We start from the raw sequence: 22,169 nt of genomic DNA, 5'->3' as shown, positions 1-22,169 counted from the left end.
GAGATCGCCCTTCGTCATTCCGGCGAAAGCCGGAATCCATAGGGCGCATGCCAGGCAAATTCAGCATGGGCCGCAGGACCGCCCGGCTTTCGCCGGGACGACAGCGCTTACTTGGCGGCATTACCCAGTGAATCGCGGTTTTTTGCATAGACGGAGTGGAGCGCGCCGACCTATTCTGCGCTCCGCTATCCATTTTCCAGATAGCAGATATCCCAATAAAAGTTTGGCGCTCAAGGGCGCAGTTCGTCTATGCTCGCTTTATTAGTTAAACGTTTGACTAAAATAATAATTCCGAGCAGGAGACACGATGAAAACCTTCCATCACACGCATTCCCGGCGCCAACGGGTGCGGCGCGCCATGGTCGTCGCGCTGGGCGCGGCGTTGCATGTCACGTTGGCTGCGGCGCCGGCGCAGCCGGAGATCGGCGTGCGCAGCAAGGCGGTGCTGCGGGTCGACGGGCTGGCATTCCGCGATGCTAATGGCAACGGCCAACTGGAACCGTATGAGGACTGGCGCCTGCCGACCACGCAGCGGGTGGCCGATCTGGTGGCGCGCATGACCTTGCAGGAGAAGGCGGGCCTGATGCTGATCGATACCCTCAACGCCGGCTGCGATGGCGCCTTGCCGCCGCAGGCGCAGGCGCTGGTCGGCGGCGAGCATATGACGCGCTTCATCCTGCGCAATCTGGTGGCCGGCGCCGCCGCCTGTCCAGCCGATAGCGGCGGCATGAGCGGGCCTGCGGTCACGCCCGGCCAGATGGCCGGCTTCATCAACAGCGTGCAGGCGCTGGCCGAGGCGCAGCGCTTGGGCATACCGGTGCTATTCAAGAGTAACTCGCGCAACCACGTCGACACCGATCCGCGCTTCGGCATCAGCAGCGGCGCCGGAGTGCTGAGCGAATTCCCCAAGGAACCGGGCATCGCGGCGGCGGTGCTGGGCGCCGGCAGCGTTGAACCGGCGCGGGTGCTGGCGCGGGTGATGGGGCAGGAGTGGCGCGCGCTGGGCATCCGTGGCATGTACGGTTATCAGGCCGACCTGGCCACCGAGCCGCGCTGGCACCGGGTGCAGGAGACCTTTGGCGAAAACGCGGATCTCAGCGCCGACATCATCACAGCGCTGGTCGAGGGCTTGCAGGGTGGGGCGCTGAATCCGGCGTCGTCGGTGGCGCTGACCATCAAACACTTCCCCGGCGGCGGGCCGCAGGAAGATGGGCTCGATCCGCATTACTCGTTCGGCAAATGGCAGACCTATCCGGCCGGCCAGTTCGACGCCGCGCTCAAGCCATTCAAGGCGGCGATCAAGGCTGGGGTGTCGTCGATCATGCCGTACTACGGCGTGCCGCGCCAGCTGCGCTATGAGGGCGTGGACTACAAGCAGATTGGCTTCGCCTTCAACGCCCAGGTGGTCGACGATCTTCTGCGCAAGCAGCTGGGCTTCCAGGGTAATGTCAATTCCGACACCGGCATTGTCAGTGACCGCGCGTGGGGACTGGAGCAGTTGACGGTGCCCGAGCGGATCGCGGCGGCGGTCAATGGCGGCACCGATGTGCTGTCCGGCTTCCATCAGGCGGCGACAGTGTCGGCGCTGGTGGGCGCCGGGCTGGTGACCGAGCAGCGCATCGATCTGGCCGCCAGCCGATTGTTGACCGAGCAGTTCCAGCTTGGCCTGTTCGAGAATCCCTATGTCGACGCCGCGCGCGCCGATGCGGTGGTCGGCAGCGCTGACAAGCGCGCCGCCGGGCTGAAAGTGCAGCAGCAGTCGGTGGTGCTGTTGCAGAATGGCGTCAAGGACGGCGCGCGCCTGTTGCCGTTGAAGGCCGGCGCCAAGCTGTACACCATGGGTGTGGACCGGGCCGAGGCGGAGCGGCACGGCTTCCGCGTCACCGATGGTTCGGCGCCGGGGGAGACGCGTGCCAGCGCGGCCGGTCATGACTATGCGCTGATCCGGGTGGTGGTGCGCAATGTGAACACCAGCGGCTACCGCACCCGTGGTGCCGACAGCGGCGCCGATCCGTCCAAGCTCAATCCGCGCACTGGCAAGGTGTGGGGCGCGGAGGATGGTTGCGAGCTGGCGCCGGCGCGCAATGCACGCTGTGCCGACGATGCCGAGCTGGCGCCGGGACGGCCGATGGGGCTGATCTTCGGCGGCGCCTTGCCGTGGGAAGTCAACAGCCTGTCGTTCAGCACCATGGCGCAGGCGCAGTCGTGGCGCATCTCGCCATCGCTGGCCGAGATCCAGGCGGTGATGCGCGAGGTGGGCGCGGAACGCACGGTGCTGGAGATCTACTTCCGCAATCCGTATGTGCTGGATGAGGCCAGTGGCCTGCGCTCGGCCGGCGCGCTGGTGGCGACCTTTGGCGTTTCCGACCGTGCGCTGCTGGATGTGCTGAGCGGGCAGGTCAAGCCGCAAGGCAAGCTACCGTTCGCGCTGGCCAACCGCTTGCAAGCCGTGATCGACAACGATCCCGACGCGCCCGGATACCCGGCAGCCGACACGTTGTACCCTTACGGCTACGGGTTGAGCTACTAGGCCACGCCGGCGTAAATTGTGCGCATAGACCACAATTTGTTGATATAGTGATGTTAATAATTATTGCTAGTCACGACAATGAAAGCTAAGCGCCCCAAGTTATCGCCGGAAATCGTTGCGGAACGAAAAACGATCATGGCCGGACTGCATCCGATCGTGCAAATGTTGGGTGGAATCGTTGGTCCCCATATTGAAGTAGTGCTGCACGATATCACCAAGCCTGACGGCTCGGTGGTCGCCATCGCTAACGGTCACATCTCCGGCCGTAGCGTCGGCGCATCGATTCTGAACGGGCCCAAAGACGATAAGGGATTCGCGGCCGCCACTGCGGAGCTGTCCAAGAGTGGCGATCCGGTGCACTCGGTCATCGAGGGGTATGAGACCGTGAGTGCCAGCCATCGGCCATTGAAATCAGGCACGGTGATTTTCAGAGACAGCGCGGGTAATCCGTTTGCGGCTTTATGCTTGAACGCCGACATGAGCAATTTTGAAATGGCACATGCCTGGCTCGGACAGTTTTTGCGACCGGCATTGCTGGCGTCGCAGCCTGCGGGTGAAAAGCCCGAGATGGATGTTCTGATGCAGGAGATTATTGCTGACGCGGTGAGACGCAACGGCAAGCCGATCACCATGATGAGCAAAGCCGAGAAGACCCAGGCCGTGCTCACGATGCAGCAGCGGGGACTTTTTATCGTCAAAGGGGGCGTGGAACGCGCCGCTGCGGCGTTGGGTGTGACCCGCTACACCATCTATAACTATTTAGAGGCGCTGCGCCAAAACGAATCGGCGTAAATCACCGCCGCGCAATGGCGGCGGTTGGTGTCTTCTTACTTCAGGCGGCAGCCGGCGCCATGGCGATGCAATCTATCTCAACTTCCGCACCCAGCGCCAAACCGCTTGCGCCAAAGGCGCTGCGCGCCGGCAGGCGCGCAGCGTCAAAGTACGACACATAAATCGCGTTGAAGGCCGGCCATTTGTCCATGTCGTCCATGAACACCGAGCACTTGACCAGGTGTTCCATGCCCAGGCCCAGTCCTTTCAGCGTGGCCTGAACGTTATCCATCATCTGCTTCACTTGCGCGTCAAAGCCGGGCACCAGGCCGCCCGCGTTAATGCCGATCTGTCCTGAAAGGTATATCGTGTCTCCAACGCGGACCGCTTCCGAGAACGGATAACGGTTGTTTTCCGGCGCATAAAATTCCGCTACCGGGCCGCTGGTTTTTTTCAGGTGGGTCATGCTATTCCTTGCTGTCAGTGGTGAGTCAGGACATCAATCAACTTCTCGATATCGTCCATGGAGTTGAATACGGAAGGCGACACACGCAAGCGATGCGCATACAGCTGGATGTTGATCCCCGCATCGCGCAAGCGCGGTTGCAAGGACATGGCGTCGCGCCAGGCGAAAGCGGCAATCGGGCCGCCGCTGTCGCGCCGTGTCAGCGGAATGAAGCCGGCGCCGGGCAGCGCATCCTGCAGGCGCGCCATCATCGGCGCGCGGTGGGCCTGGATCACGTCCACGCCGGTCTCCAGCAGGTATTCCAGCGACACCCGCAGCGCCGCCACTGCGGCATTACCGAGCGTGCCGACTTCAAAACGCGCGCCGCTACCAGTACCTTGGTCAAAGCTGAACAGCGCATCGGCCGGCGATTCGAAGGGCAGGAAATTGGAGCCAAAGCGCGTCAGCTGGCGGTAACCATACTGCGACTGGCGCAACTGATCCAGGCGGTCGCGCCGCACGTAGAGGAAGCCGACGCCGAAATCACCCATCAGCCATTTGTAGGTGGAGCAGGCGCAGAAATCAACGCCGCTATCGCGCACATCGATCGGTACCGCGCCAGCCGCCTGGATGATGTCGGCAAACACCAGCGCGCCCTTGGCGTGGGCCAGCGCGCACACCGCCTTAAGGTCGTGCTGGAAGCCGTTCAGCGCCGACACCAGCGACAGCGCGACCAAGCGCGTGTCCGACCGGATCGCCTGCTCCAGCTGATCCAAGTCGATGCCGTTGTCTTGCAGCGGCAGCACCGTCACTTCCACGCCAGCGTGCCGCAGCTGCTCGTACATATAGAGCGAACCTTCGAAGTGCGCGGCATCGGTGACCACGTGCGCGCGGCGGCCGGCCAGATCCATGCCGGCGGTAATCAGGTTCTCGCCCACCATGGTGCTGGGCACCCAGCACAATTCATCCGCATCGCAATTGATCAAACGTGCAAACAGCGCTTTGGCCTGATTGCGGTCGTCCATCATGTTGTAGCCGTCGGCCAGGCCATTCGCCATGCGCGAGTCGACATAGGTCGCCATCGCGTCCGCGCTGGCACGGCTCATCGGGTGCGTGTAGGCCGAGTTGAGGAAGGTGCCGCGCACCTCGAAACGATCGCGGTGCGGCAGCGGCTTAATGGTCATCGCCAGCGTCCTTTATCATGGCGTGCAGATCGCTGCTGAGACGCTTCAAGCTGGCTTCGATGGTGTAGAACATATGCCCGCCCTGGTAGTAGTACAAGTGCGTGCGATTGGCCGGCCAGCTGGACTGGCTGACCGCATACTCGGTGGCGCCGACGGTGGTCAGCGTATCCTGATAACCGACACCGATGGCCAGCTTCAGCTTCGGCAGCAGCGTCATCGCCTTGCCGATGTTGTCCATGTATGGCCAGTTGCTGAACGGCGTGGTGGCGCCCCAGCGCCAGTCGTCCAGGCCACGCACCGGCGACTCGGTCAGGTAGTCACCATCGGCCGGCACGCCCAGCGTGGCGCTGATGTATTGTTTGAAGGCCGTGCCCACCGCCGGCACCACCGCATCGGCCGGATCGCCTTTGCCTGCGGGGCCGCTGTAGCGCGCATCGTTCGCGCCCAGCACCGCGCCATCGGCTTTCAGCAGTTGGTTGCGATACTGCGGCTTGGAGATGCGCAGATGGCTGGCCAGGAAGGTCTCGGCCGACAGGCCGGTCATGTCGGCCAGTTTGGCCGCCAGACGGCGCTCTTCGGTCACGTCCAGCGCGCTGCCCTGGTACAGCGCCACCAGATAGTCGGTGCGCGCGAACAGGCGTACTTCGTCCATGAACTGTTCAAAGCTGCGGCCGCGCCGCTCCACCTTGCCGTGATACCAGCCGGTGGCCGCCAGCGTTGGCAACGAGGCCGTGTAGCTGACGATATTGGCAGGGCGGTACACCGTTTCGACGATGTTCAGCGCTTGCCCCAGCAGGATCACGCCCCGCAGGTTTTGCGGTTCTTTCAGCTCGGCGATCTGCTGCGCGGCGACGGCGGCGCGGATGGTGCCATAGCTTTCACCCAGCAGATACTTGGGCGACGCCGTGCGGCCATGCTTGCGCGACCACTCCTGTACCAGGTTGGTGAGCTGGCGCGCGTCGGCGTCGGTGGAGAACATGGCTTCCGGCTTGGTGCCATCGGTCACGCGGCTATAGCCGGTGCCGGCAGGGTCGAAGAACACCAGATCCGCCACGTCCAGCAGCGAGTAGCTATTGTCGACCAGCTTGAAGCTCGATGGCGGCGTGCTCAGATCATCCGGAATCGCCAGCCGTTTTGGGCCCAGCGCCAGAATGTGCAGGAAGTAAGACGGCACAATCGGACCGCCGTTGAAAATAAAGACCACCGGCCGCGTGACCGGCGCTTTGCTGGCGACATAGGAAAACGCCACCAGATCGGCAGCGGTTCCGGCCTTGTCGTCGCGAACCGGGATGTGCTCGAGGTTAGCGGTGTAGCCAACCTTGACCTGGTTGAACACCCCCGACTGCGGCTTGCTGATCGTATCCACTGGTACTGCCGCCAGTGCCGCTCCAGACCAAGCCATGGTAATTGCCAACAGTATTTTTTTCATGCTTTTGCCGATCTAAACACTTGGTAATATATGACAACATTTTGTTGATATTAACCGTCATTTCAACAGAGTGTCAAGCAACGAAAATTCGCAAAACAACATTACAACAATTTGTTGATATGTCCTAAAAAATATGTAGAATCGATCGCATTTTATCGCCAGCTTGCAAAGAGAAATCCATGAAACTCACTCGCAGAAACTTGCTTACAGCCATAGGACTATCTGCCGCTGGCCTACCATTGGCTGGCCGCGCAGAAGAGGGCAGCACTTCAGCGGCACTGTCGCTTCCGGACCGCGCATCCTTCCTGACCGGTAAGCTGTGCTACCTGGATTCCGGCTCGCAGCATCCGCTCAGCAAAGGCGGGCGTCAGGCGGTCGATGGCTACCTGGCCCACCGCATGCTGGACCCCGACGCGCCGGCCACCCAGTTCGATGAAGACAAAGTGCGCGCCAAGTTCGCGCGCCTGATCAACGCCGATCCCGATGAAGTAGCCTTCGTCACCAGCACCACCGCCGGCGAGCAGATGGTGCTGCGCGGCCTGAATCTGCCGGCCAGCCGCGCCCACATCATCAGCGACGAGCTGCACTTCTTTGGCTCGCTGCCGCTGTATGAAGAGATGGCGCGCCAAGGGGCGAGTGTCAGCTGGATCAAGGCGGTCGATGGCCGCATCCGGCTTGACGACATTCGCCGCGCGCTGCGCAAGGACACCCGTTTGATCGCGCTGTCGCTGGTCTCCACCATCAACGGCTTTGAGCACGACCTGAAAGCGGTGTGTGACCTGGCCCACGCCAACGGCACGCTGGTGTATGCCGACATCGTGCATGCCGCCGGCTGCGTGCCGGTCGACGTCAAAGCCAGCGGCGTCGACTTCGCCGCCTGCGCCAGCTACAAATGGCTGATGGGCGAATTTGGCCTGGGCTTCATCTACGCCAGCAAAGCCGCCCAGGCGCAACTCAAGCGCACCGAATACGGCTACTACGGCATGAGCGCCTTCGACAGCCACATCTACCCATTCGACAAGCCGGGCGCGCGCGTGGTGGACTATGCTTACGCCGACAACGCCACCGGCCACTTCGCCCACGGCACCATGGCGCATCCGGTGATGGCGCAGCTGGACTACTCGCTGGACTATATCGACAAGCTGGGCGTGGCGCGCATTCAAGCACACGCGCGCACGCTCACCGCGCAACTCAAGGAAGAACTGCCACGCCTGGGCTACACGGTGATCACGCCGCCGGAGTCGGGCGCGCCCATCGTCACCTGCGCGCTGCAGGACGCGCGCACCAAGCTGGCGGCCCGTCTCAAGGCTGCCGGCATCCGCATCACCGTCTCGCAAAACCGCTTCCGCGTGACGCCTTCAGTTTTCAACACGCATGCCGACATCGAGTATCTGCTGTCCACGCTCGGCCGCGCGGCCGCGCGGCCTAACCCACCACGGAGTCCTGATCACATGCCATCGTTCCCTCGCGCCCTGCGCACCACCGCGCTGTTGCTTGCTCTCGCCACCTGCTATCCGCCGCTGCACGCCGGCGAAGCGCCCGCCGAGGGCGTGCGCCACACCCTGCAACTGCCTGGCGGTGCGATTTCTTACCGCGCCATCTGGAGCGAACTGGTTTTGAAGGACAGCGCTGGCGCCGAGCAGGCCACCATCTCCACCATCAGCTACCTGCGCGAAGGCGTGACCGCGCCGGAGCAACGTCCGGTGATCTTCGCCTTCAACGGCGGTCCCGGCGCCTCATCCTCGATGCTGCATACCGGCCTGCTTGGCCCGCAGTTGTCGGCCAAGGGCGTGTTCCGCGATAATCCGGACACGCTGCTGGACGCTGCCGACGTGGTGCTGATCGACCCGGTCGGCACCGGCTTCAATCGCGAGATCAAGCCGGGCGGCGCCAAAAGCTTCTGGACCGTGGAAGCCGATGCCAAGGCGGCCGAAGCCGCGATCCGCGACTGGCTGAACGTACACCAACGCACCGCTTCACCGATTTACATCATCGGCGAGAGCTACGGCGGTTACCGCCTGGCCACCATGTCCAGCAGCCTGAAAGACCTCAACGTCGGTGGCCTGATCATGATTTCGCCATTGCTGGACATCTCCGCCACGGCTGGCTTGGGCAACGACTTGCCCTTCATCTTCGAACTGCCGACCATGGCCGCCACCGCCTTCGCCCATGGCAAGATCAAGACCAAGGGCCGCACCGTCCACCAGGTATTTGAAGAAGCCCGCGCATTTGCACAGAGCGACTATGCCAGTGCGCTGCAACAGGGGAGCGAGCTGTCCGCGACCGAGCGCGATCGCATCGCCAGGCGCATGGCTGCGCTGATTGGCCTGACGCCGGAGGTGGTGGCCGGCTTCAATCTGCGGGTGCCGTCGCAGGAATTTCTGGAGCAACTGGTGCCCGGCAAAATTGTCGGCCGCATCGACACCCGCGTGACCGCGCCCAAGCCGGAAAAGGCGCTGGTGGAAGGGCGCAGCAAGGCAGCGGATGATCCGGCGTTGGGCATGGGTAAATCCAACGTCATCAAAAATGCGCCATTGCGCGACTACCTGAAACAAGCCACCGGCTGGCAGGGCGATCAGGATTACATCGGCCTGACCCTGGAGCTGAATTTTGCCTGGGATTGGCGCGCACCGACGGCGAAGTACGAAGACAACGCCGCGCGCCAAGCCACGCCTTCGTTGGCTGAATTCATGAAGGCCAAACCGCAGGCCAAACTGATGCTGATCAACGGCTACTACGATCTGGCCACGCCCGTGCTGGAACAGCGTTACAGCTTGCTGCACTCCGGCATAGAGCGTAGCCGCATGGAGCTGGTGACCTTCGATTCCGCCCATGCCGTGTACGACGATGCAAACCGCGCCACCGCCGCCGCCACATTGCGACGCTTTATTACGCGCTGATAGTCAACAACACGTTGAATTTTGGTGCGTGGTCGTATAAATCCGTGCACCAAACCGATCACTTGAACCGCGTATTTGCACTGTTATGGCGAGCGAAATATGCGACATGACATTTCGTTCAATCGCTTCAACAATCCGTTGTATTTTGACTGCGTTATTCCCTTCTAAACCAGCGATTTGGCTTGCACCCTGCGCAAATCTGATCATAGAATATCAACAGAACGTAGAGTAATAAACTAATTGTTGATTCATCGGTTCACGCGTTCAACGCACATATTTATAACGACCTATTGGGATGGAACATGATGCAAAAGAGCAAAACGAATTCTTCATTTGTCGTAACTGCTATCGATCGAGGTGGTGTTTCCCGTCCCACGCCACTGACCCGCGCGATCCGATACGCCTTGTATGGCAGCTTGTGCGGCGCCACCTTGGTCGCCAATGGCGCCTGGGCCGATGATGACAACACGACCGCCACTGCCGCCGCCGATACGCATGGCAAAGTACAGACCGTGGTGGTGACCGCGCAAAAGCGTTCCGAGAGCGTCAAGGAGGTGCCGATCTCGGTGGAAGTGGTCGACGGTGAAGCGCTGAGTAGTCAAGGCATGGTGAAGCTGGTTGACTATTTCTCCCAAATACCAGGACTGAGCTACACCCAAAACTATATGAGCAGCGCGATCGTGATGCGCGGCATCGGCACCGATAGCGGTATCGGCGTGCGTCCGACCGCCGGCGTGGTGGTCGACGACGTGCCATACGGCTCGGCCACCAACACCGGCGTGATTCCTGATCTGGACCCATCCGATCTGCGCCAGGTGGAAGTGCTACGTGGTCCGCAAGGCACGCTGTACGGCGCCAGCAGCATGGGTGGCCTGATCAAATATGTGATGAACGATCCCGATACCAAGCACGCCACGCGCCGCATTGAAGTGGGGAGCAGCACCGTCTCCCACGGCGATAACGGCTTCATTGGCCGCTTCGCCATCAATCAGCCGATCGGCGACGACATCGCGCTGCGCATCAGCGCTTTCCGCCGCAAGGACCCCGGCTTCATCAAGGACGTCAATTCTGGCGCCACCAACGACTCGGACGTGAAAGGCGCGCGCATCGCCGCCATCTGGAAGGTCTCGAAAGACGTGACGATACGCGCCTCGTCGACGATGCAGATGACCAGTACCGATGCCAGCCCGTATTCGGACGTGCATTACGATTTCACGCCAATCTACGGCACCTATGAACATAGCCGCGTGGTTGGCGCCGACACCTACGACGCGCGCAGCCAGATCACCACATTCAAAGTCAACGCGGACCTGGGCTTCGCCACGCTGGATGCGATCACTGGCTATAACTCCCACCGTCAATTCGCGCTGCAGGACGTGTCGTACACCTCGATCGGCTCGGCGGCGCCTGGACTGAACGCAGCCTTTGGCCTCGGCCTGGCGCACCCCGGCGCGTTGATCCAGAATGGCTACAACAGCCAAACCCCGTCGCAAGAATTGCGTCTCTCCTCCAAGGACGAGGGCAAACTGCAATGGCTGGTCGGCCTGTTCTTCAGCAGCGAACGGGTGCAGAGCAAGCAGAACTTCTATCTGGCCGAAAAACTGGTGCAGAAGGTGGTCGAAGATCCAGCGCTGCTGACCTCAGAAGACAGCAGCACCTACAAGACCACCGCGCTGTTTGGCGATACCACCTACCGCTTCACCGAACAGTTCGACATTCAGACCGGTGTGCGCTTCGCGCGCGGTAAATATTCAAGCAATTCGGTGTCCGGCGGCGCGCTGACCGATCCCGATGTGACCAGCGGCGTCAACCGCGACCACAACTTCACCTACCTGGTGTCGCCACGCTACAAGTTTGATAAAAACCTGATGGCCTACCTGCGTGTGTCGTCGGGCTACCGTCCGGGCGGCGACAATGGCGTTCTGTCCGGATCGACCGCACCAGCATCCTACAAATCCGACACGCTCAACAGCTATGAGCTGGGTTTCAAAGGCACTTTCCTGAACCAGACCCTCAGCCTGGACTCGGCTTTGTACCGCATCAACTGGAGCGATCTGCAACTGTCGCAAGTGGACTTGACCTACGGTTCGTCGTACACCACCAATGCCGGCAAGGCCACCAGCACCGGTCTGGAACTGAGCGGCACCTGGCTGCCGACGCAGGACTGGAAGGTCAAAGGCACCTACGCCTATACCGACGCGAAACTGGCCAGCGACATTCCCGGCTTTGTGCAAGGTTCCACCGCCTACGGTCTGAGCGGCGATCGCCTGCCGTATTCGGCCAAGCAGACGGCGGCGCTCAACGTCACCCGCTTCTTCACCGTCGGTAACAATCTGGACCTGTTCGTAGGCGCCAACGCTAACTATGTCGGCGATCGTCTGATGGAGTTCGTCCAGTCGAGCACTGTGCCGCGCATCCATCTGCCAAGCTACACGACTTACGGCCTCAACCTCGGTCTGCAAGGCATCAACTGGACGCTGACGACCTACGTGCACAACCTCAGCGACAAGGTGGCTTACACCAACGCCAACCGTCGCGCCGCATCGCTCTCCAGCGGCACCTCCGCCACCTTGGGCGCGGCCATGATCGCGCCACGTACCATCGGCGCGACGCTGTCCTGGGACCTGTAACACCTGCGGCATGACGCCGCCCATGGACAGTGTCGGGATGGCTAGCCCGACACTGTCCGCATAAGGGATACCATGAAAAAAGATGTGAGGGCATACGCTTCAATTTTTGCGCTGCTGATGACCGCAGGCGCCAACGCGATCGCCGCCACCACGCCTGACGCGGCCCTCGCCGTGCGCTTGAAGCCACTGGCGCCGGATGCGCATCAACACATACCTGCGCTGGATGTCACGATCACCGTCAACGGTCCAGGCGTACCGGCGGGGCAGCCCATACTGAAAATGCCATTGGTCACCTCCAATGTCGAGTCCATCGCAAAAACGCTCACCGGGTTGTCGGCCGAGGACGGACAAGGGCCGCTGTCGCTGACCATCGTGGATGACACCGGAGCGGGCGCCAGCCGCCACTGGAAAGCCGACCGTGCCACCTCCGGCGAGGTGGTCGTACATTACCGCGCCCCCATTTCCGATATTCTGGCCACGCGCGGCGCCGCGCCGCCGCTTGAATTACGCACCGACACAGGCGCCTTTTCCGGCCAGGGCGCCACCTTCCTGCTGCTGCCGGAAGCGAAGCTACCGTGGAAACTCTCCGTCGCATGGGATCTCAGCAATCTCGCGCCAGGCGCAATCGGTGTCTCCAGCTTTGGTCCAGGCAATGTGGCACCTGCCGTGAATGGCGCCGATGAAATGGGCGAGAGCTATTTCATGGCGGGCAAGGTACAGGTGTATCCGAACACCGCACCGGCCGCCGGCTTCTTCTCGGCCTGGTACGGCAAACCGCCATTCGAGCTGCATGACCTCATGGCGTCCGAGCAAAAACTCTACAGCTACTACGAGAAATTTTTCAGCCGCCCCAGCACCGCGCCGTATGTCGTCTTCATGCGCGAAAACCTGGTCAATGCCGGCGGCGGTGTCAGTCTTGGCACCAACTCCTTCGTCACCACCTTTGGACCCAAGACCGATCTACAGGACGTGAAGATTACGCTCGCCCATGAGATGCTCCACACGTTTGCCGGCCATATCGACGGCGATCTGGAAAGCTCATGGTACGGGGAAGGCCTGGCGGTCTACTACGCGCGCCTGCTGGCGCTGCGCGCCGGACAAATCACACCAGATGACTTCCTCAAAGATCTCAATGACACCGCTGGCCGTTACTACACCAACGCGATGATCGCTAGGCCAAACAGCGAAGTCGCCGCCAACTTCTGGCTCGACACCCGCATCCGCGTGCTGCCTTACGATCGCGGCTCGATGTATTTCGCCGTGCTGGATGGCACGCTACGCGCCGCTTCGGACGGCAAGGTCACACTCGACACGCTGTTACTGGCCATGTTGGAGCGGGAACACCGCGCCCTGCCAGTCAACCTGGACGCCTGGCGCGCGCTGCTGAAACAGCACCTTGGTGACGCCGGCGTGAAACAACTGGATGCGATGCTAAGCGGCGCCGTCATGCTGCCGGAAGCGCAGGGCTTCGGCCCATGCTTTACCCGCACCAGCAAACCAATGCGACGCTACCTGCTCGGCTTCGAACCGGCCGTGTTGGTTGAACCGAAACGCATCGTGCGCGGCCTGGTCGCAGGCTCCGCCGCTGAAAAAGCAGGCTTGCGCAATGGCGACGCGATCACCAAGCCGGTGCCGCAGGACATGATCCAAGGCCAGCAGAACGCCATGCTCACGCTGGAGATCCAGCGTGACGGCAAACCGTTGACCATCACGTATCTGCCACGCGCCGAAACCGTCGACGCCTACCAATGGGCACGCACCGGCAACCTGCCCGACAGCGCTTGTGCTTACTGACAGTCTTCACACGTAGCGGCCGGTGAAAGGCGACCGGCCCACGCTGTGCCGTCGGATAGCCTTGCGGCTACGGACTTAGTTGCTAAGCCATTCTTTGAATTATGAAGCTGTCGGGGCATCTGTAATGGCTATCAGGGGGGGCACTATAAGTCAAAGCCGCGTCTCTGGTCCTTGGACGGAAAAATTGAGCTGTCTCAGCGCCTCCGGGCACGTTCGATTGACAGAGAATGACTGTAAAAACTGCGCTTCTCTAAGTATTCGCTCCGTTGAGATTTGCTTAGAGTGGCGCTACATTCGTGATTGTTAACCATCCCACATAGAATGCTACCAGTATGTTGACACTCAGTAGCTATTAAGCACGGAATGGTATTTTTGAGCCGATAACCTCTATCCAGTATTCTATGTTTGAGGACTCTATCTGCCAATCACGCTCGATTCGTTCGCAAAATCCTCTCATCGAGAGGAGCGCTGCGCCTTGGTCGGCCATCGGGCCCACGTGGATTGCTTTTATGCAGTCGAGCGTAATAGGGCGCTCGATGTACGGTATGAGCATTTGGCCTCGAACTCGGTACTGTATGCCCCCGTTGGGCACCTCATCAACGATTAGTCTTGTTTCTTGCTCTTCTACGAAGCCGCCATTTTTAAAAGTCGAGGCAAGCTCATAGAGTGTTGTTATCGCTTCGGCTCCTTTTATGCCGACGACGTCATTGCTCTGAAAGTCTTTGCTAACTATGATGATTGCATCTGACAGACACTGCAGTGCAGCCTGCTGCTGTTCGGTTTCCCCGTAGATACATTCCCGTAAGCTCGGGATTTGCCGAGTAAGCTCCTCCTCGTTAAACTCGATAGCATAATGACCATATCCTCGCCATTGGCTCAACAAGTCGGACCTTCGGCTCAACGACATAACAAAGTACGGATTGTATTGAGAGAAGTCCGACACCGCTCTTTGGAGCGCATTGTGCACATATTCTCTGGCTGCTTTAGACCTCGGGTGGTATTCCATCCAACTTGGCATAACAATGGTGAAGGCGTTGCAAAGCTGTTCCACGCCATGCTTAAACTCAGCCTTGTCATTCAGATATCTTAAATCGGTGAACCTAAGTTTCGGTTCGGTTAAAATCGATACGACAGCGTTGAGGTCGGTATAGTGGATTAATGCCATGGTAGTTTGTTTTTAGTGCGCAGCATTTGCGAAAAATCGCATGGAAATTAGCACTGACGCGAGTCATCAAAATTCATCTGGAAGTTCGGCTGCGTTCGTAGTCGTGTCTATTTTCAGCAGCACTGCGGCCACCAATGACACCCCAAGCAAATCCTTCCACTTCAAGGTTCTTTTCTTTGCGAGCGAATGGGATGGCGCGTACCACAAGACCCATAAGCTGGTGAAGGCGGTTTGTTGATTAATGCTGTCTGATGCCGCGCGGTCAGGACCAATGGTTAAGTCAACATCGCCGGCCGCCACGGCGCCAGCCAATGCATCGACGGCGAGGTCGCGGACGCGGATGACGACTTTAGGACGCAAGGCCTGGTGCTCCCGTATCGCCTCCGGCAAAGCTGTGCTCGCTAGCACGAGGGGGCGCTCACTTGCACAATACCGGTTGCGCGATTGCGGACGTCAGAAGAGGCGCTTTCTGCCGCTCGGACGTGGCGCAGCATGGTTTCTGGCGACGGCAGCAAGTAACCAACCAATTTCTCAGTGTGCTTCCGAGGTGTTTTATTCGTTGAAACATTGTAATAAGATTACCGTTGTTTTTACACTACTTCACATAACACGATAACTGCACACTTTCTTTTAGGCGCATTATTTCTATAACTTCATAACCAAAGTGCAAGAGTACATCATGCTGATTCCAAATTGTCTAAGAATTATTTGGCTAGGTTTGGCGCTGTGGGCAGGTTCAGCTTTGGCACAACCGGGTGGTACAAGCACACGCTTGCGTGACGAGTTAATGCAGCATTTTTCGCAGGACAATTTGGTACCTGTATTTTTGCCCCGCAGCCAGGAGGTCGGCGACGTGCTCGATGTTCGAGGCGCCGTCTACGCGCGCCGCGCAGACTGTTTTCCTGGATTGGTCCTGTCCAAGCCGAAGCTTGGCAATACGCTGCAGGAAGTCTCCATCAGTTTGGAAACCGAAGGTAATTTCGGATTAGGCCTCAAACGGCTCGTCAGCGTTTTTGCTTCAGGAAAGGCCTCCGCCGCGACACGGCTGTCCATCGTGTTCACCGATCAGTATTACGTAAGCGCTTCGACCATGGAATTGAAAAACACTTATTCGAAAGCGAAATGCCCGTTCTTGGCTGCCATTGTCGAGGGCAAGGCACTTGACATTGCATCAGTGAAAGAACCGTTGCTGGTTTTGCAGGAAGTATTCTACGCCAAGAAAAAATTGGCAATTGATATTGGAAAGGATGCTGACGTAGGGGCTGAATTTGAGAAAGTCAAAGGGGCTCTGGCATTGGGGCCGAGCGGTCACCTTGGTGTCAAGCATACGTCAGGCAATCAAATTCTGGTGGAGTCGACGCAGCCCGTTCCTATAGCGGCTCGGGTCGCATTTTTGCCCACTACCATTACCGGCACCACGCTGGGCACCGGCGGCTCGCCAGTGGTCCGCAAAGTCCTCTGGCAACCAGCATCCACAAATCCCGCACTCGATGCCAAGGGAATGACGTTGATTTACAAGGAAGTCTACAATGCAACGGCAGGCGAGCAAAATCCTTTGCTCACCGACGACTGAGTACCGGTAATGGCGTGGACGCGCGCATCGCCGACCTTGCTCCTGGCAATGTTATGCCTCTTGGCGTGCGGGCTGTGCCAGGCTGGCATTCCGCAAAAGCTGGATGAGCGCGCGCTCATCGCGCGGCTCGAAACTAATCCAAGCAAGAAACCCCTGAATAGGGAAGAACGGGTTTGGACGCTCGCCGCGCTTGGCCGCCTGCGCATTGCCCAGAACCGCATCGGAGAGGCGGAAATATTTTTCGCTAAAGCGGATGTCGACGCTACTGTCGCTGGACTCGAAAACTTGAAATCGACGGTCGCGCAGTTCGCGCTCGACTTGTTTGCGCGTAACGCTGCGGCAAAAGGAGACTGGCAGCGGTTCGACGAGCTCGCTGCCGGCTTTCGGCCATACACGATGGCCGATGGGCCACGGCTGGTTCGCCCTGCGCTGGCATTGGGGTACTGCATGCGGCGTCCGGAAACACGTTGTTTGCGCCAAGCGCATTCCGATTTCATGCGGACATTGGACTCCATTCGAGGGCTGGCATGGACTGAGGATGTTTACGTATTGCAGGCCCTCGCGCGCATTGCCGCTGAGCGCGGATTCGGTATATGGGCGTCGGAACTTCAATTTCGGTTTGCCTCAAGTCTGAAACTCAGCGACGAGGAAAAAGTCCGGATGCTGCTGATAGGTGTGAGCTATGGGCTGGATAACGGATATGGGTTCGACATATTTGGCGTTGTGTTGCAGCAGACGCGTACGATTGTCGATCAGTGGCAAGAACTGGAATCAAAAAGCAAGAGTCGTATGTCGACGCAGCTTTTGTCAGTGCGCCATAATCTGCAACGGTTGCTGACCGTGCTAGAGACACGCCAGTATCTCATCACCGGCTCGCCAAAACGGGAAGAAGTATGGCGCCGTATCGACGATTCTCACGGGCTGGAAACCATCGCGGAGGATGACGTGAGAGACGTTGAGCAGTGGACTACTCAGCAATTTCTTGGTGCAAGTGGCTTGCTGCAAAGCGCACTTGAGCAGGCCACGAGTGACCAGTTGGGCGAGACGACGGCCCATCATTTTGACAGACGCGTTTATTTGATGATCCAAGTCCCGGCCCTCGCTTCCTCTCCGATGGGGCAGCTGTATGCGCGCGCCTACGCAGCGTCGATCCCGATGGATCCGTCGCTGCGTCGTCAGGATGCCCGTGCGACAGTCAACATACTGCGAAATAGCGGGCTGTTCGACGAGGCACTCGCGCGCGCCCTGCTCATCACGCGTCCACTGGTTGATTCTGCTGAAGCGGGCGGTCACTTTTCAGCGGTGCTGCGCAGTGACCTGGTGGGGTTGACGGAGCTTGCACTGCGGGCCACTGCTCCGAATGCATTGGTAGCGGTGCGGCAATTGACTGCGCGGGCCGCCGCTGTCGTCCAAGTCCAAGATGATATCCATGTGCTGCTGAAGGTGCAGGATGCAGCATTGGTACCGGCTCAGATACCGTTGTCGGAACGCGCAGTACAGGAAGTAGTGGCGTCCCCAACCCTGTCCGCTGACACAAAGATGAGGCTCCTTTGGTCAGTAGCCCGTATGCAGTCACAGAACCAAGCCCCGGCAGTCGACGATCTCCTGGCACAGATCGAAACCGCTGCAATTACGCTCAATGACGAGTTTCTGCAACACGTGCTGCCGCTCATCCGAGCGCATTTGGCACTCGGTCGACGCGACCAGCCTGGAATGGAGAGGCTCATCCGCCAATTGACCTTGGAGCGATACGCTGCGAGGTCCGTGCCCGAACTTGTCATTGCAGCGGCCATCATACAGCGCGCCGGGGCGCCGTCTAAGCCTGGCAATACCGCGCACGCCCTGTGCGCCGTGCGCGGGTTATATCAGCAAGCAGGCTCCCCGACGACAGGTTGGTTCGCATTAACGCCGGAGGAACACGCGGTATTAGCTTATCAGCCAAAGCCCGGCATACCGGCGCTCTGCCCGTCACAGACTCCGATGCCGGCAGTTCAGGGGGAGCGGCTCGGTGCTTTCCACGCGCTACCGTTCCCGCCTGACGCGGACCTGGAGCTCTCGAAGGAACTCGCACAGGCCGTACTCGAAATGGCGCGGTTACCGGACAATGCGCCCGAACGGGTGCGCATGATTGAGGCGGTTATCGACGGCATCGAAGCTAGTCCAAAGCGTGCGCAAAAAAATGAGCGTTACCGTCAACTGCTTTATGAGTTTGACCGCTTGAACTTGTCCTTTGCCCCTGAAGTGCTGCACCTTTGCAGCCGTGTGGTGAAGGCAACTGGGTTGGACGACAATCTGGTTGCCACCGCGACCGAACGCCTTGCGATGGCCTATGCTTTTGGCTTGGCGGTAGACACGCCAGCGCAACGCTTTCAGGACACGCTAGCCGGGCGCCTAATGAGCATCAAGCCTGACTCACTGAAATACGACGACGACGGCAAGGCGTTATTTGACCCGGCGCAGTCCGTGGATCACATCGGCCAAGGTGAACTTGCGTTCAACGAAAGCAATGTAGCGAACGAACTCTATTTAAACCGTGTGGTGCGCGAGACAGCTGCGGCACCGGCGGGAACTACTTGTACGGAGGAACAGGTCGAAACCATCAAGCGCATCGCGACATCGATAGACCAGCATCAAGGAGCACGCCTGCCAGTCCATTTGCAATACCGCCTCGCGCAGGCGCATCTTTTCTGCGGCGACACCGAAGCGGCAGAACGCCGCTTCAGCCAAGCGGTTAGCCCCGAATCTGACGCCGATATGGACCGTGTACGTTTGTACGGTTACTGGGCTGCGGATAACCGCGCGATGCGGCGGCCATCTGTGTCCGACGCTGTGGCACAGCGGATGCTGGACAGCTATGCGCTGCTCGACGAAGACAAGCGCACGTTCAAATCAGATCGGCTGTTTCAAAATTCATCGTTCGAACTCCTGAAGAGCACCCTGTTCGCGCTGGTGTCGGCAGGCATGCATGACTACGCCCGGCAGCTAAGTGAAAGTGCTTACAAGGAAATCTGTAAGTTGCAGCGTAGGCGTGTCGAATGTTCCGGGCTCGCTCTTGTGCACATACTGACAACACAAATCAACGTTGCGGATGGAGAGTTGGCGCCGCAACTTGCCACTGCAATCGACGGAGCCGACGCGGTTACCAAGCGGGAAATTGTGTCTGTCGCAACATTTGCTGCAAGACAGGCACTAAGTCGGGGCGACCGCGCGACCAGCCGGAAGCTGCTCGCGCAGGCAGAGGCAGCGCTGGCATCGCTTGGAAAGGCGGCTTCCGTGACTGTGGGCAATGCGCGCGTTCTCGATGTCGCTATCGGACACGCATGCCTGGGCGACTGGCAAAGCACCATACAACGCGCGCGCAACGTGCGGGGAACGCTCATGGAGCCTTGGCTGCACTGGGACAGGGACCCGAATGAACTCGGGCTGTCGGGCGAGTCGCAAGCGTTCGAGCGCGCGTTCACCTTGTCTCCCTTGGAAGCAATCATCTTTCAGGATCCCGAAGCGATAAAAGCGTGGAACAAGGCGGGCATGCCGTCGTTGACGCACATGGCAGGGCAACTTAGATCCATTTCCGTGAGTGTTCGCGCCAATGCCCTGTTTCTCGCAGGGTATCCAAACCAAGGTTTGGATTTGCTGCGGCAGCATCTGCCGCAGTTTGCCAAAGAGCTTGAATTTTTGTCGGATAAAAAATTCCTAGAAACGGTGTTGTCTCATCTTGCGAAAGTCGACGCGGCTGTTCTCTACCGCCATGGCGGCCTGATCGATGCCCTGTCTCATACCAGCCTTGGCCACGATGGTTCCACCGCCCAAGCCACGCTGCTTCGACTGCATGCTGCAATTGCACATGCGGCGGGCAGTTCGCGGGCGGCGCTCGATTGGCTGATCGCCGCAAACGCCATTGACGGCCGCGAAACGCAAACGCAGATGCAACCGTCAATGCAGGGCGAGGATATCCCGGGTGCATTGACGATTGCGGGTCAGATAACGCGCTATATGGTAGAGGATCTTGCGGCTGTAACTGGCAAAGTTCCAGGCAGATGGGCCGCAGTGGAGCAGCCACTGGCTGCGGCACACCAAGCCCTTCGGCGAGCGCAGCGCCCATTGCTTGCCCTGCTGCTGGTCCGTCATGGAAGTGCAATTGTGGCGGACAATCGCGCACGCCAGGATCTCGCTTTCAAAATCATGCAAGCTGCCACCGTTAGTCCGACCGCACTCGAATTGTCAACCACACTACAGCGTGCGGGAATTCTGGATACGGCACTGCGCGATGCGCAACAAACGGTACAACGTGAGGAGGAGGAGCGACGCGAGCGATTCCAAAACATCGCTCCCTGGTGGCTGCAGCTTGGCATTGAACGACGACTCGACATTCCCCGGCTTTGCCCAGGAAAGATCGAGAAGTCATCCGGGCCGCTTCTCGCGGCAGCCATCGCGCAACTGCCCGAAGCGATGGCACAATATGACGCATTTCCCCGAATTCCGACTGGCAACGACACGGAAAGTACCATGAAGGAGCGTGTGCGTGCAGAATCTGCCTGGAAAACGCTAACGACTGCACAGGGAGGATTGGTGGAATTTCGCTCCTCACCAGAGAATCTGGCGGGCGTAACGGCCACGTTGTCGCCGAAAAAGGCGATCTTACTGGCCGTGACTGAACGGGACGCGACTTATCTTGCGTTAATTGCCAAGAATGGCATGTCCATCGTTGAAATGACTGAGGCAGGCCGTGCCTTGGGGAGCGCTCCCGTTTCCGCCATGGTCGCCGAAGTGCGCAAACGGCTCGACCCCTCTGCTACCTTCCACATTCCGTCAGGTGGCGACGCTCTGTATCACGCCTTATTCGCGCCATTCAAGCAGCAGCTGGGGGAGATTGAAGAATTGGCCATCATCGCCCGCGGGCCGCTCGAAGCGTTGCCGTTTTCCGCACTCGCAATCAAGGGCGCAACCTTGACACACCCCGCCCCCTTGTGGCTGGATGACCGTTTTGTCTGGTCGTTTGCGATGGCTGCGGGCCGCCTCCAGCCCGCAGCCGATTCCACCAGCGTACAGCGCGTCATCCAGCTTGGGCCTCCTGAATTTTCAGGCGGGCCTGAGTGCAATCGTCCCATCGTGATGGGCGATACCGCCAACGCCGATTTACAACACAGGATGTGTAGTATCGACCAACTTGCGACACTACATGAAAGCTGGCCCGCGCTCCCCGGCACTCCCGGTAAAAAAGTGCTATTAACCGGAAAGTCGGCGACCAGGCAGCGCATTACGGCACTAGGTTTCGGCCCAGCGCAAAACACGGACGCGGTGATGATCGTGGCAACGCACGGCCTCTTGCCATCGGAAACGGCCATCCTGGTTGGCGTCGAAGAACCCGCAATTGTGCTAATGTCCAATACCTCGGGCGGCCCGCGCGAAGCGGTGATGTTGGCGTCCGATATCGCCCGCCTGAACCTGCATACCCAGGAAGTCATCCTCGCCGCATGCAATTCCGCCAGTGCGGCCAAATATGGCGATGAACGCGCATTTTCAGGACTTGTACGCGCCTTCATTAGGGCTGGCGCCGAGCGTGTTGTGGCGGCGATGGCTGCAGTTAATAGCGACACCACGCAACTGGCGCTTCAGTTCTATTTCGAGGAGCGTGCGAGGGGCCTAGATATGGCACATGCAATGAGCGCCGCGCGCCGCAGACTTCGCGATGCCGACTTGACCGAGCCGGAGTATTGGGCGGGTCTGGTTGCTATCGGCAGCTACTAA

12 protein-coding genes are annotated in these 22,169 nt (G+C 59.6%); 7 read left to right on the top strand and 5 right to left on the bottom strand.

Translation table 11 applies throughout. From position 1 onward, the window contains the following. Positions 1 to 307: 307 nt before the first annotated feature. Complete coding sequence (locus GJ699_RS15640) at positions 308 to 2,530, top strand: glycoside hydrolase family 3 protein (RefSeq protein WP_229262117.1); 2,223 nt, start codon at positions 308 to 310, stop codon at positions 2,528 to 2,530. 78 nt (positions 2,531 to 2,608) lie between these two features. Further along, entirely contained in the window at positions 2,609 to 3,322 is a 714-nt protein-coding gene (locus tag GJ699_RS15635) for a helix-turn-helix transcriptional regulator (RefSeq protein WP_154377790.1), read from the top strand. A gap of 40 nt (positions 3,323 to 3,362) precedes the next feature. Here the strand turns inward: GJ699_RS15635 and GJ699_RS15630 are convergent, their stop codons facing one another. The 3 genes from GJ699_RS15630 to GJ699_RS15620 are packed head-to-tail and all read right to left on the bottom strand — an operon-like array spanning position 3,363 to position 6,332. Beyond that, positions 3,363 to 3,767, bottom strand: coding sequence for a RidA family protein (locus GJ699_RS15630; protein WP_154377788.1), 405 nt, complete (start codon positions 3,765 to 3,767; stop codon positions 3,363 to 3,365). A gap of 14 nt (positions 3,768 to 3,781) precedes the next feature. Beyond that, on the bottom strand, positions 3,782 to 4,930 hold the full coding sequence (locus GJ699_RS15625) for an aminotransferase class V-fold PLP-dependent enzyme (protein WP_154377786.1): 1,149 nt from the start codon (positions 4,928 to 4,930) through the stop codon (positions 3,782 to 3,784). After that, a complete protein-coding gene (locus GJ699_RS15620; protein ID WP_154377784.1) occupies positions 4,920 to 6,332 on the bottom strand; it encodes a S10 family peptidase in 1,413 nt (470 codons plus the stop codon). The genes GJ699_RS15625 and GJ699_RS15620 overlap by 11 nt, the downstream gene beginning before the upstream one ends. 266 nt (positions 6,333 to 6,598) lie before the next feature. Here GJ699_RS15620 and GJ699_RS15615 point away from each other — a divergent pair, with 266 nt between their 5' ends. The 3 genes from GJ699_RS15615 to GJ699_RS15605 all read left to right on the top strand — a co-directional run bounded on the left by GJ699_RS15615 (position 6,599) and on the right by GJ699_RS15605 (position 13,683). Next, complete coding sequence (locus tag GJ699_RS15615; RefSeq protein WP_229262116.1) at positions 6,599 to 9,259, top strand: aminotransferase class V-fold PLP-dependent enzyme; 2,661 nt, start codon at positions 6,599 to 6,601, stop codon at positions 9,257 to 9,259. A 302-nt stretch (positions 9,260 to 9,561) separates the two neighbouring features. Then, positions 9,562 to 11,889 (top strand): TonB-dependent receptor, encoded by a 2,328-nt coding sequence (locus GJ699_RS15610; protein ID WP_154377780.1) that lies wholly within the window; start codon positions 9,562 to 9,564, stop codon positions 11,887 to 11,889. A gap of 117 nt (positions 11,890 to 12,006) precedes the next feature. Continuing rightward, the gene (locus GJ699_RS15605) at positions 12,007 to 13,683 is read left to right on the top strand and encodes a M61 family metallopeptidase (RefSeq protein WP_195763553.1); all 1,677 of its coding nucleotides are present in this window, start codon (positions 12,007 to 12,009) and stop codon (positions 13,681 to 13,683) included. 352 nt (positions 13,684 to 14,035) lie between these two features. On the opposite strand, the gene GJ699_RS15600 is transcribed toward GJ699_RS15605, so the two are convergent. Both GJ699_RS15600 and GJ699_RS15595 read right to left on the bottom strand, forming a co-directional pair. Beyond that, positions 14,036 to 14,848 carry a DUF2971 domain-containing protein gene (locus tag GJ699_RS15600; protein WP_154377776.1) on the bottom strand — a complete coding sequence of 271 codons (813 nt, stop codon included), beginning with the start codon at positions 14,846 to 14,848 and terminating at the stop codon, positions 14,036 to 14,038. 66 nt (positions 14,849 to 14,914) lie between these two features. Next, positions 14,915 to 15,208 carry a LysR substrate-binding domain-containing protein gene (locus GJ699_RS15595; protein ID WP_229262115.1) on the bottom strand — a complete coding sequence of 98 codons (294 nt, stop codon included), beginning with the start codon at positions 15,206 to 15,208 and terminating at the stop codon, positions 14,915 to 14,917. Positions 15,209 to 15,527: 319 nt separating this feature from the next. Between GJ699_RS15595 and GJ699_RS15590 the strand changes: the two genes are divergently transcribed. Together GJ699_RS15590 and GJ699_RS15585 are read left to right on the top strand one after the other, a co-directional pair. After that, the gene (locus GJ699_RS15590; protein WP_154377770.1) at positions 15,528 to 16,421 is read left to right on the top strand and encodes a hypothetical protein; all 894 of its coding nucleotides are present in this window, start codon (positions 15,528 to 15,530) and stop codon (positions 16,419 to 16,421) included. Positions 16,422 to 16,430: 9 nt separating this feature from the next. Beyond that, positions 16,431 to 22,169 (top strand): CHAT domain-containing protein, encoded by a 5,739-nt coding sequence (locus tag GJ699_RS15585; RefSeq protein WP_154377768.1) that lies wholly within the window; start codon positions 16,431 to 16,433, stop codon positions 22,167 to 22,169.

This window comes from Duganella guangzhouensis (assembly GCF_009674535.1).
Classification (GTDB): domain Bacteria; phylum Pseudomonadota; class Gammaproteobacteria; order Burkholderiales; family Burkholderiaceae_D; genus Rugamonas; species Rugamonas guangzhouensis.
Note: the sequence above shows the minus strand (reverse complement) of the source record. Positions and strands in the feature narration are given on the sequence as shown.